The sequence below is a fragment of the Sodalis sp. RH21 genome (assembly GCF_047324175.1).
In the GTDB taxonomy this organism is placed as follows: Bacteria; Pseudomonadota; Gammaproteobacteria; order Enterobacterales; family Enterobacteriaceae; genus Acerihabitans.
The window spans coordinates 5,838,962-5,850,933 of record NZ_CP178732.1; the positions used below are offsets into that span (position 1 = coordinate 5,838,962).

Below are 11,972 nucleotides of genomic sequence, written 5' to 3' on the forward strand. Positions count from 1 at the left end.
GCGCCTAATAGAGGTCCGCCCGCCGATCGGCGAAATAATCATGTCGCCGCCGCCAATCCCGCAGCTTTTGGACGTCTATCTCACCCGTCAGGTAAGCGGCGCCGTCATTTGCCGACGCCGTGATACTTCCCCCGTCCGGCCCGGCAAGCCGGCTTTGGCCGATGCAGGGGAAGGCGCCAGTGGTATCGCCGCGGTTGACGAATGCGACAAAACAGCCATTTTCATAAGCGCGCGCGGGTACCACATGGCGGGGCACCACGTCGTAGCCCGCCGTGGTGGCGCTGATGCACAACAGGCAATCAAGTCCGCCGATGGCCTGGGCGCGGGCCGCTTCCGGAAAATCAAGGTCGTAGCAGATCAGCATGCCAAAGCGCAAACCCGCCAGCCCGAAGCTGACCAGGCCGTCGCCTGGGCGAAACAGCGCCGTCTCATACCCGGACCACAGGTGGGTCTTGCGGTAATTCGCCAGCACCCGGCCCAGGGGATCGATAACCTGCATCGCATTATATAAGCCCGCCGCGCCGCGTTCGGCGTAGCCAAAGGCCAGCGCCTGCCGTTTTTCCCGCGCCAGCGCGGCCAGTTTAGCCAATGTGGCCTCTCCTTGCGCCAGGGCCAGGCGGCGGATACGCGCCGGATCGTCATAACCGCACAGGGCCAGTTCCGGCAGCACTACCAGATCGGCCGCGGGCAGGGCATCCATCGCCACGCGCACCCAGCCGATCATCTCGTCTTCACTTTCAGGGGCGCCGGTAATTTGAGCGAGGCCTAGCTTCATTATTTTGTCGCTCCGCCGGAGGTAATAATGGGAAAGAAAGGGAAATGCTGCTCCCAGCGGCGGGTGAACAGGATATTATCCCCGTCAAAGGCGTCCAGGCTTGACGCCAGCCGCCAACCGGTGTCATCGGCGGTAAGCCGGCTGGTAACCTCCAGGCGCGCCCGCCAGTCGCCGCGGTGAAAGCCGGCGCTGCGCACCGCCTCGGAACTGGCCCCCGACGGATCGAGGGCGTTGATTTTATAGGTTTCCCGGCCCAGGGCATCCAAACGCAGGCCGGTTTCTTCCAGCATCAGCGCTCCCAGATTGCGCACCACCTCCAGGGTGGTGTCGCCGTCATCCATATCCCGGTTCAGGCGCAGGCGCCCGCGCTGCGGCGCCACCAAAACCCTGGCGGGAACCGCCGGCGGCACCCGGGGGCCGCCCAGATCGGGCGCGGAGCAGGGGGATATGGCGCCGTCGCGTACCGGCAGTTCGATGTTGCCGCCCCGCAGGGTCAGGCTGGCGCGAGCCGGAAGCGGCGCGGCCAGCGGCCAGTACGCGGTGGAGACCGCCACGCGCAGGCGATAACCGGCGGGGAGCTCAAACGCCGAGGCTTTTAGCGGCACCCGGATGCTATAGACCTCGCCGGGAAGCAGGGGGTCGCACCGATCGTGGCCGTTACGCTGGTTGAGATTAAGCAGGCCATAGGTGATACGTATCGACGTGCCGTCAGGCGCAACGGCGTTCAGACGTACCGCTACCATGGCCTGGGGCAGGTCGCTGGCCAGGGCCAGGGTGACTACCGGCCGGCCGACCAAGGCCAGCGGCGCGTCGGCGGCGGGGCCGTCAAAGCAGGCGGAACCGGCGTCATCTTCCCGCTGATCCCCCGGCATATCGGGGCCCCAGCCATAAGGGCACCATTCTCCGGAGGCAATGCCGGTGGTGGCCGGCGAGCAGACGGTAAGGGCAAACGGCGCCTGTGCGGTTGGCCGTAAACGGCCCGGCGCCAGGTGGAGCATTTGCCCGGCGATGGCCGGGCTGGGCCACCGGGATTCCGCGTGCCAGCGTCCGCGCCGGGTTTGGTAACGCGCCCGCGGCGGTTCCGCTTCCTGCATCCAGTAGGTCAGCATGGGTTCGTCCATAATGCCGGTCGGCTCGCCCTTAAGCCAATGATCGAACCAGCGGCCGACATACCGGATAAAATCGATTTGCGGACCGGGCGTGGCAATATGCGGGAAAGCATGGCCCCAAGGGCCGATCAGGCCCTTGCGCGGTCCCGGCAGATGTTCGAGCAGGCGCAGCACCGTATTGGTATAACCGTCCGCCCAGCCGCCGACGGCCAGTACCGGTACCTGGATTTTGGCATAGTCCTCGCATACCGAGCCGCTGCGCCAGTAGTTATCGCGCACCGGATGCCGCATCCAGCGCGCGGCGGGAGGCTGGTCCATGGCCTGGAGCCGCTCAAGCCACATCGCCCGCCAGCGATCGCCGACAATCGCGGGGTCTGGCGGCGTGGGCGTCCAGGTAAACAGCGTGGCGCCATATTGCAGGTTGTCGTTAAGCAGCGCGCCGCCCATATAATGCATATCGTCGGCAAAACGGTCGTCCGTGGAGCACGCGGTGACGATGGCTTTCAGCGCCGGCGGGCGCAGGGCCGCGATTTGCAGCGAATTAAAGCCGCTCCAGGAGATGCCGATCATGCCCACCGCGCCCGAACACCATGGCTGCTCGGCAATCCAGGCGATGACTTCGCAGGCATCGCGCCACTCCTGCGGAGTGTATTCGTCATTCATCAATCCGTCGGAATCCCCCGCTCCGCGCATATCCACCCTGATGGCGGCATAACCGCCGGCCGCCAGGGCGGGATGGAGGATGGCGTCGTCGCCGCGATGGCGATCCCGTCGCCGGTACGGCAGGTATTCCAGTATCGCCGGCACCGGCGGCGATTCCCGGCCCGCGGGGGTAGCCGGCAGCCATATCCGCGCCGCGAGCCGGCAGCCGTCCGATAACGTAATCCAGACTGTTTCCAAAATCCGCATGGCCGCTGTTCCGCAATTTAATCAATTCCCTATCTTTACATAATGCCGGCGGCGGGCCATCGGTTTTACGACCTGTTTTAGGAAAAGAACGACATCCGGCCGGCAATAGCCATTGATATCCATACGCGTGCCTGCGCCGGTTAACTACGGTAACATTGCCGGATAAGGCGGCGTCACGCTATACGCCTGAACTTCAAGGAGCGGCAATGAACCTGACCTGGTATGACTGGCACCAAAACGAACTGACGGTGCAACGCTTGTATGACATTCTGGCGCTGCGCAATGCCGTATTTATCATTGAGCAAAGCTGCTTGTACCAGGATCTGGACGGTCTGGATCTGGTGGGGGATAACCGCCACGTGGCCGGATATCTGGAGGGTAAACTTATCGCCTACGCGCGCATTCTGGACGTAGGGGGGCAACTGGCTATCGGCCGCGTGATTATTGCAACGCAGGCCCGCGGCATGAGCCTGGGCAATCAATTAATGACGCGGGCGCTGGCGGCATGTGAAACCCACTGGCCGGGCAGGCCCATCCATCTTTCCGCACAGGCCCATTTACAGCAATTCTATCGCCGGTTTGGTTTCGCGGCGGTAACGGATATCTATGACGAGGACGGCATTATGCATATCGGCATGAGCAACCGGCCCTGACCGGGGGACTTCCCGTGCCTCGCCCGTCAAGCCTGTGCGTTTTATCCTGCGGGTGGGCGGCTATCAATGCCACTGGGATAAACTCATTTCCGCGACGATGCCTGGACCGAAGCCGGCGATCACCGCTTTGCCTCCGGCTTTAAACCCGCCGGCCTCATGCATTCGCCGATAGGCCTCGAACACCACCGAACTGGCGATATTGCCGCAATTTACCAGCGTATCGCGGCTAAAGGAGAAGCTTTCCAGCGGTACGCCGAGATATTTACACAAATCATCCAGTATCCGCGGTCCCCCCGCATGGATAATATAATGATCCAACCGGTCTATGTCCCAGCCGTGGGTTTGGGCAAATGCCTGCATGACCGGGGCCAGGGGCCGCATGGTCCCCGGTACGCGCTTATCCAGCCGGAAATGAAAACCGGTATCCTTAACCGCATAGCGTATCCATTCATCCGTCTCCGGAATTAAATAACTGCTGTTATTTTGCAGTTCCAATCCGTTGCCCGGGCGTGCGGTGACCACGGCGGAGGTAATGGCATCACCAAATAATCCGTCCGACAGCAGGCTGCCGATATCGCCGTCGGTGGGTTGATAACTCAATGAGCAGAATTCGCAACTGACAATTAATACGTTGCTGCCGGGATGCGCCACGATAAAATCATGGGCCCGGTTTATGGCCGCCCCACCGGCGGCGCAGCCCATTTGTGCAATAGGGATTTGCACCGTATTGAGCGGCAATCCCATTTTATTGATAAGCCAGGCGGTTAATGACGGCATCAAAAATCCGGAGCAGGAGACATAAATTATGGCGGAGACATCTTTAGCGGTGATGTCCGCATGACTTAATGCTTCCTCAATCACGGCGGGCACCAGTCGTTTGGATTCATACTCAAAAACCGCGTTTCTATAACCGAATCCCGGATGGAGGGTCGCCAACTCAATGGGTTGAATAATATGTCTTTTCTTAACGCCGGTATTGGTAATAAGACCGATGGATTTTTCCAGGTTTGGATTATCTTTAAATTCCCGCCGCGCCAAGTCAAGCGTATCGTCGAGGGTAATAATATATTCCGGTAGATAAATTGCCGGCTTGTGTAGTGTAGCCATTTTTAACTCCATAACATCCTAAAATAAGTTAATTTTATGATTGAGTATTTTAATTTATAAAAACTAATCGATTTAAGGTTGGTAGCCATAATTCATTTTGTCAATTCATGGTAATCCGCACTTTAAACCAGTGCTTGTATGCTAAACCATATTATATTCAAAAATTTAGAGGAATAGCGGCGAAGCGATCAAGTCATAAACCCAAGGCGCTACGGGGATAAATATCAATTTAACCGAGTAGAAATAAATACCCGTACGCTTTTTTTATTTAAAGCAGACATTAGATGATAACGGCAGCGGATCTTAGGATTTTCTCTTTTTATAATATATTAGGCATTGCATCGGATTAAAGCTAGTGAATTATTCTGGCCGTCGCCGAGAAAACAGAGGATAATTCAGTGGGCGTGGCGCCAGGAGAGGAATTAGTATTGTTGGGCGCTGGCTTATAATATTATTTTGAATAATACCATTAATAATAAAAATCTTCCCGACCGACGATTGCCGGTTCGCCGTTATGCCCGGGCGTCATCAAGGCTGGGCCGCCACGGATGGTTGCAAAAAGTTTCTCCTTGGCTGGTATAATCGGGCGCGCGCCTGATAATATAAAGCCATTAGCGGGCAAAGGGCGGATATCCTTCCATGATTAATCAGCATTGGGTTGATATTGCCAGGGACGGGGATACCCAGATTGAAACCATCCGGGCGCATTTCAAAGGCCATGCTTACGATGCCCACTGGCATGATACCTACCTGATCGGCGTAACCGAAGCGGGGGTGCAGCAATTCCATTCGGGCCGGGTTAAATATCGCAGTACCCCGGGCAAAGTATTTACCCTGCAACCGGGGGAAATCCATGACGGGGATGCTATCGACGGGGCCGGGTTTACTTACCGTATGCTCTATATTCCCCCGGCACTGTTTCACACCGCGTTGCCGCACATCCTTGATCATGTCCCGGGCCGGTTTGAAATGTCATTCGCCACCACGCTTAAACAGGACGATCGGCTCGCCGCCGCGACCCTGGCGGCCTTTAATGCCCTGCATGACCAGGAAAGCAAAATCATCAGAGACCACGCCTTACTGGCATTAATGCTGCTGCTGACCCGGCAGTTTTCCTGGCGTAAAGCCGCCCGGCCGGAAGAAGCCGATACCGCCGCCATTCGCGGGGCGCGTGATTATCTGCATGATATGCTGGAGGAAGATATCGGCTTAGCCGAATTGGCCGCCGTTGCCGGGATGGATCGTTTTCGGCTCAGCCGGGAGTTTCAGGCGACCTTCGGCCTGCCGCCCCATGCCTATCTGGTACAATTGCGCCTGGTAAAGGCGCGCAGGCTGCTGGCCCAGGGGAAGCCGCCGGCGGATGTGGCGGCCCTTACCGGCTTTGCCGACCAGAGCCATTTGGGACGCTGGTTCAGGCGGGCCTATCAGTTAACGCCCGCCGCCTATCGGCAAATTTGCACAAACGTTCCAGACGCTTGAAATCATCGCGATCTATTCTCCGGGTTTAAGCCAGCAGGAGAATAGATATGAGCTCAACCAGCGCCGTAATTTCCAATAATGTTCCCGATGCCATTCCCAATCAGCCTGAACGCTGCGTGATTATTCTTAATGAGGCGCTGCCGGCGGGGAAGGCGGTCAATGCTGCGGCGGTGATTGCGCTTACCGTGGGCCAGCGGCATCCGATGCTGGTGGGGGCCCCCCTGATCGACGCGGATAATATGGAATATCCGGGCCTGATCCCCATCGGTATCCCGGTACTGAGCGCGCCGGCGCAAACCTTGAATGCGCTATCGGACCGGTGTCGGCAGCAGGGCCTGGACCGGGTGATTTTTCCGCTGGAAGGCCAGGCCACCACCGATTATGCCGGATTTTGCCAGGCCGTCCGCGCCTTGCCCTCCGGGGAGATTCAATTGCTGGGGATAGCGATTATCGGCAATAAAAAAGCCGTAAGGAAACTTACCGCGCGCTGCGCCCTGTTCGGTTAGGTTACCGGCGGATCTGCCGGCGTAACGTCAGAATCGATAGCGATAGCCCAGCAGAAATAATGGCGTGTTCCTTTCCGAAACCAGCGGGCTATCGGTGATGCCGTCGCCCAGGCGGGAATACCCGGCATTGAACATCACATCCTGGTGGGCCGTGAGCGCATAAACGGTGTCTATGCCAAACGACAGATTATAGGTGGCTTTGCCGTGGTAGGCGGGACGATCGTTCCTTGCTTCGCCCGGCGTTACGCCAAAATAATAATCGACGTTCTTATCGTTCAGCCATTCCACTCCCAGCCTGGGCGCAACGGTGAACGATCCGACGGTAAACTCCTTGCTGACATCCAGTTTTGCCTTTTGGCCGCGGTTGCCGCTGGTCAGATAGCTAAAGGAGGTTTTTACCCAGGGTGATTGCCACTGCACCACCGGGCCGTACCAAAAAGCGCCGTTGCGATCGTCCATGCCTTTAAGTATGGGGGCATCCGATGATTTATACCCGCCAAACAGGTCATACTCTCCCCGCAGGGCAAAGGATACCGAATCCCAGCGGGCTATTTTCAGGTCGGCGCGATTGCCAAAAACCTGTACCCATTTATTATCGAAATAAATTAACGGAATTGCCGAGGCGTTCCAGCCATCGCCTTGGTAGGGCGATTTTTTATATCCCGCCGCGGCACCGATGCCCCAGTGGGTGACGTTCGGCTTATCGCTAAACCCGATAAATTCGGGGCCGCTGGCGGTGCGGGGGGCAACGGCCGGCTCATCGGCTTTTATCTCGCCGGCATAAAGCGCCAGCACGCTTAGGAGAATGAAATGACGGGAATTGGCCTGCCGGGTATTTTTCACGATTTTTCCTTTGCGCTGTTAAAAATAAGCCTGTTCAAGCGATGCACTGTTTTTCTTGCAGGAGAGTTCTGCCACGGTGATGATCAAATAAGATTATCGTGACATCTCATTTATCAGGTTATGCACAGCATGCCCCAGGGATATTTCCGGCGGATGTCTGATTAATATCAGTCTGGAAACAATGTGTCTGAATTGAAATATATGATTTTAACCGTTGAATGAATTAAACTCGGTCTCCCTATTCCAGCCCGTGCCTATACCGTCATGAATACTATTCTTATCGTGGATGACGATACGGAAATACTTGAATTGCTTGATAAGTTTTTCACCCGGCACGGTTTCCAGGTGCTATTGGCCAACAACGGCGCCGCCATGGATGCCATGTTTGAGGCCCAACAGCCGCATATTATTATCCTCGACGTCATGATGCCGGGCGAGGATGGTTTGTCCTTGTGCCGGCGTATTCGCGCCGACAAAGGTATTCCCATTATCATGCTTACGGGCATGGGTGAAATAAGCGACCGCATTGTCGGCCTGGAACTGGGTGCCGATGATTATATCGCCAAACCCTTTGATGCCCGGGAACTGCTGGCGCGGGTACGCGCGGTATTGCGCCGCAGCGGCGAGACCGACACGCCTTACGCCAATGGTGCATTGCCGGTATTTGTCTTCGCCCATTGGCAGTTGAATATCGCCCGTCGCGAACTGCGTTCCAGGGAAGGGGTTTTGATCCCGCTGTCCGGCGGGGAATTCGATTTATTGTTGGTCTTGGTCGAACATCCGCAGCGCATCCTGACGCGCGATCAACTGCTGAATCTGGCGCACGGCCAGACCCATGATGTGTATGACCGCAGTATCGATGTGCTGGTCAGCCGCTTAAGGCGCAAGCTGGAGCCGGACGCGCTGCACCCCCCGATTATCCGCACCGTGCGCAATAACGGCTATTTATTTGTTCCCCGCGTGAGCCGGTTATGATGACGCGGCGGCCGGGCGATACCCTGGTGCAGTGGATTGCCCTGACCATCGTACTGGCGATGCTGATCTCGCTGGGGCTCAACGCCCTGTTTGTCCAGGGAGCCGGCGTCTGGGCCGGGCCCTCGCTGCTCAAAAATGGATTATTGGAACAGGCCGCACAGACCACGCGTATTCTTGAGTCCGCTCCCGCCGCCGCACGGCCGGCCTTGGCGCGGGCCGCGACCAATCCATCGTTCACCGTTGCGTGGTATCCCACCCGGGCGGCCACCGGCCTGCCGCCGCGCGCCGACAATATGTTTAAAGACGGCGCGCCCATTATCCGCCGGCTGTTAAGCGACCCGGCCCGGTGGGTGGAGGCCTACGAGCCCCACGAATGGCGCCAGGCCGGCGCGGATCGAGGCTACGCGATGCTGATTCGGCTTAAAGACGACAGCTGGCTGATATTTAGTACCCCCGTGCGCAGCTGGGGGCTGAACGAGGGCCTGCATAACGCTATTATCATGGCGCTCGATTTGATCGCCACGCTGGCGGTAGCCTGGTTTGCCACGCTGCGCCTGGCCAACCCGCTGCGGCGCTTTGCCAATGCGGCCACGCATTTTGGCCTAAATTTCCGCGCGCCGCCGATCCCCGAAGAAGGCCCCTATGAACTGCGCACGGCTATCCGGGCGTTTAATACCATGCAGCGGCAAATCCAGCATTTCGTCACCGATCGTACGCAGATGCTGGCCGCTATTTCCCACGATCTGCGCGCGCCGCTGACCCGTATGCGCCTGCGCGGCGAGTTTATCGAAGATGCCCAACAGCAGCGCAAACTATTTCGCGATGTGGATGAGATGCAGGCGATGATCAACGCGGCGCTGGAGTTTTTCCGGGAAAACCTGGGCCAGGAAGAGCCCACGTCCTTTGATTTAGCCGGTTTGCTGCTGCTGATCGTGGATGATTATCGCGATCAGGATATTGCGGTGGATTTCCGCGGGCCGCGCTACTACGTGTTCTGGGGGCGGCCTATGGGTCTCAAGCGGGTGCTGACCAATCTTATCGATAATGCCGTCAGCTATGCTATGCCCTCAACCGATATCCAGGACAAGGTCTGCGCCGGCGCCGTGCGCATTGAACTTTGTCCGGCCCCGGATCGGGTCACAATCAATGTCAGCGACCATGGCCCCGGTATTCCCGATGAGTTGTTGCAGCAGGTTTTCACCCCGTTTTTCCGCGTGGAGGGTTCGCGCAATCGCGCTACCGGCGGCGTCGGTTTGGGGCTGGCGGTGGCGCGGGCCATTATCGCCGAGCAGGGCGGGGAGCTGACGTTAACCAATCGCCCCGCCGGTGGGTTGAACGCCGCCATTATTTTGCCCCATCAACCGGCGTGAGCCGCCTGCCGCCGCTGGGCCGGGTCTAGTCCTCCAGAAACGATGAGCGGGTTTTTTCAAGGCCAAAAAGCGCTGTCAGCCCGATCAGCACCAGGCCGCAGGCCACCGAAAGGCTGAAATCGACGCTCCCGGTAAGCCAGAATACGCACTGCATCCCGCCTTCGCCCAGGGCGCCGGAAAAAGAGAGCAATCCGAGATACAGGGTCTTGCGATGAGGGAAGCGCGTTTGCATTGCCAGGCCGTAGAGCTGGCCAAAGGCGATATATCCCCCAAGGGCCATCATCGCCAGCGCGGTTAAGATGCTATAAAAACCATGGTTGCCCAGGACAATTAATAGCAATCCACCCAGCACCGCCGTCAGGCCGGCGGCGGCGTTGCCGGCGTTATTGTTTTCCAATCTGGAGACAAATTTAAGCGCGAAAAACAGCGCGACCACGAGCAGGGCATCAAAAGATAACCAAAGATTCACGCCGTCCTGACCCAAAAAAACCGAGTCCAGCGAGGGCAAAATAGCGTACACGATGGATGCCGCCGCCCAAACGGCAAGGGTAGCCAGCCAAATAAGGCAAAAACGCCGGTCAAACCCGCCGCCGCGCGCCGCCGGCGTGACGTTTCGATCGTGACGACTGATATTACCCAAGCGAAACATGTTAACCACCAGCGCGAATAATATTGCCGCTTCCAGAGCCGCGATGGCCTGATAGCTTTTGGCCGGCAGGAAAGCAAAGAGCGGGGCGATGAAGGCGCAAACATTAATGAGCATCAGGTGGATATTAAAAATATCATGGTTGGCTATTTCACCTCTGAGCGTCTTGGCATCCAGATCGGCCGATTCAATCAGGCTGATGAGCATGGTGGTGGACGCGCCGCCGCCGATACCGGCGAACAGCGCAAGGAGGAAAACCGTCGCGGGGTCCTGGCTGTAAACCAGCAGCATCAGGGCCGCGGCTTCAACCATCACCCCGGCGGTAAAGATCAACTCCCGCTTAATATATCGGGCAAAAAAGCCGAACAGGAGCGGGGTGCAGCGATACATGAAAAACAGCAGGAAAAAAAACAGTCCGGTTTCCGGACCGGTAATAATTCCGGCACTGACCAGTTTCAGGGGAATAACAATGCCGACACTTACAAAAAACAGACGTTCAAAAAAATGCAGGGTAAGAATATTGATTAAACGAGACCTGGCTTGCCGGCATTTTATTTGACTGGTTACATTAATATTTTCTTTATCGATTAAACGTAGCATCAGTAGTTATACACTCGCGAAATATCTTGCTCTTTACTGTAAAAATCGACTATCTGCCGATCTTCTTCATGTAACATTTCGATAAGACTGCAAATGTGTACCAGTATGGTGTTTTGTTCCTCTTCCGAAATCAGCGGGATATGTTTTAATAAATTAAGCGTTATGAGATCATGATTGCCGCCCTCATTAATATCGGAATGTTTTATCAGGGGTTGATAAAAATTCTCCGGCAAGCCATGTTCAGTGCATACTTTTATAAAGCATTCATTAAAGGCATGACTTGGGGTCTCGAAGAGAAACAGCGCGGAAAAGAAACTCAGGTAATGTTGCCTGGCATAAACCCCCAGGCTGGCATTGGCCATAAATGTTGCCGGTAATGGCTGGCGCATGAGGAGCTCGGATTCTGCGATTCCTACGGCCGCCAGGCAGTCCATCATCATCCGATCGTGATCGTATTCCTCCACAAACAGCGCTAGCAGCTGGCCTCTAATCTCTTCGCTTACCACATGGCTCAGCGCGGGCGAAATCAGTACCGGCGCCATCTTGACCAAATGGTAGTATTCCATGGCAAAACCAATGAGTTCATTTTTAGTTATCGCATTGGCGATCATTCTTTGATAAAGCGGAGATTGACCCAGTCGATATTGCCATCGATGAGCCGTGGGAATAAGTCTGGAATAATAAAAATCTTCGCCACTCATGACCTTATCAGTATTTTTTTGGGTAAATTCATTCATTAACCCAAGTTTATCAAGGTCGTTAATTATTTCATTGGGAGAAAAACCGCATTTGGAAAATAGTTTATTTAATTCGGAAAGCTCTTTTTCCCCCAATGAAAGCTTTTTGATAAATCTTAGTAGTTCTCCTTTTCGCTCAGATTCGACTTGTATATCGCATCCCTGCTCTCTGTAATCAAGAGATATGCCGGTAGCGGTGTTATTGATATGGACGCCTTTTCTTAATCCAGGTACGGAAAAAAATACAGCCATGTTATCACCCC

The 11,972-nt window shown here is 56.3% G+C and carries 11 protein-coding genes; 5 read left to right on the plus strand and 6 right to left on the minus strand.

Translation table 11 applies throughout. The features are described 5' to 3' along the window. Positions 1-4: 4 nt before the first annotated feature. Both ACL2XP_RS26915 and ACL2XP_RS26920 read right to left on the minus strand, forming a co-directional pair. Positions 5-775, minus strand: a complete 771-nt coding sequence (locus tag ACL2XP_RS26915; RefSeq protein WP_413736477.1) for a nitrilase-related carbon-nitrogen hydrolase — start codon at positions 773-775, stop codon at positions 5-7. Further along, a complete protein-coding gene (locus ACL2XP_RS26920; protein ID WP_413736478.1) occupies positions 775-2,793 on the minus strand; it encodes a CocE/NonD family hydrolase in 2,019 nt (672 codons plus the stop codon). The genes ACL2XP_RS26915 and ACL2XP_RS26920 overlap by 1 nt, the downstream gene beginning before the upstream one ends. Before the next feature lie 206 nt (positions 2,794-2,999). On the opposite strand from ACL2XP_RS26920, the gene ACL2XP_RS26925 reads away from it, so the two are divergent. Further along, positions 3,000-3,446: a GNAT family N-acetyltransferase gene (locus tag ACL2XP_RS26925; RefSeq protein WP_413736479.1), complete on the plus strand. Its 447-nt coding sequence runs from the start codon at positions 3,000-3,002 to the stop codon at positions 3,444-3,446. Between the two features lie 63 nt (positions 3,447-3,509). Here ACL2XP_RS26925 and ACL2XP_RS26930 read toward each other — a convergent pair whose 3' ends face one another. Continuing rightward, on the minus strand, positions 3,510-4,553 hold the full coding sequence (locus ACL2XP_RS26930) for a type III polyketide synthase (RefSeq protein ID WP_413736480.1): 1,044 nt from the start codon (positions 4,551-4,553) through the stop codon (positions 3,510-3,512). A 639-nt stretch (positions 4,554-5,192) separates the two neighbouring features. Here ACL2XP_RS26930 and ACL2XP_RS26935 point away from each other — a divergent pair. Together ACL2XP_RS26935 and ACL2XP_RS26940 are read left to right on the plus strand one after the other, a co-directional pair. Continuing rightward, positions 5,193-6,032 (plus strand): AraC family ligand binding domain-containing protein, encoded by an 840-nt coding sequence (locus ACL2XP_RS26935; protein ID WP_413736481.1) that lies wholly within the window; start codon positions 5,193-5,195, stop codon positions 6,030-6,032. A gap of 47 nt (positions 6,033-6,079) precedes the next feature. After that, positions 6,080-6,538 (plus strand): DUF2000 domain-containing protein, encoded by a 459-nt coding sequence (locus tag ACL2XP_RS26940; RefSeq protein WP_413736482.1) that lies wholly within the window; start codon positions 6,080-6,082, stop codon positions 6,536-6,538. 27 nt (positions 6,539-6,565) lie between these two features. On the opposite strand, the gene ACL2XP_RS26945 is transcribed toward ACL2XP_RS26940, so the two are convergent. Beyond that, positions 6,566-7,381, minus strand: a complete 816-nt coding sequence (locus tag ACL2XP_RS26945) for a MipA/OmpV family protein (protein WP_413736483.1) — start codon at positions 7,379-7,381, stop codon at positions 6,566-6,568. A gap of 264 nt (positions 7,382-7,645) precedes the next feature. Here ACL2XP_RS26945 and ACL2XP_RS26950 point away from each other — a divergent pair, with 264 nt between their 5' ends. Both ACL2XP_RS26950 and ACL2XP_RS26955 read left to right on the plus strand, forming a co-directional pair. Continuing rightward, positions 7,646-8,356, plus strand: coding sequence for a response regulator (locus ACL2XP_RS26950; RefSeq protein WP_413736484.1), 711 nt, complete (start codon positions 7,646-7,648; stop codon positions 8,354-8,356). Continuing rightward, on the plus strand, positions 8,353-9,726 hold the full coding sequence (locus tag ACL2XP_RS26955) for an ATP-binding protein (RefSeq protein ID WP_413736485.1): 1,374 nt from the start codon (positions 8,353-8,355) through the stop codon (positions 9,724-9,726). The genes ACL2XP_RS26950 and ACL2XP_RS26955 overlap by 4 nt, the downstream gene beginning before the upstream one ends. Before the next feature lie 25 nt (positions 9,727-9,751). Here the strand turns inward: ACL2XP_RS26955 and ACL2XP_RS26960 are convergent, their stop codons facing one another. Together ACL2XP_RS26960 and ACL2XP_RS26965 are read right to left on the minus strand one after the other, a co-directional pair. Then, complete coding sequence (locus ACL2XP_RS26960) at positions 9,752-10,972, minus strand: hypothetical protein (RefSeq protein WP_413736486.1); 1,221 nt, start codon at positions 10,970-10,972, stop codon at positions 9,752-9,754. Then, the gene (locus ACL2XP_RS26965; RefSeq protein ID WP_413736487.1) at positions 10,972-11,961 is read right to left on the minus strand and encodes an iron-containing redox enzyme family protein; all 990 of its coding nucleotides are present in this window, start codon (positions 11,959-11,961) and stop codon (positions 10,972-10,974) included. Before ACL2XP_RS26965 ends, ACL2XP_RS26960 begins: the two co-directional genes overlap by 1 nt. Between the last annotated feature and the right edge of the window lie 11 nt (positions 11,962-11,972).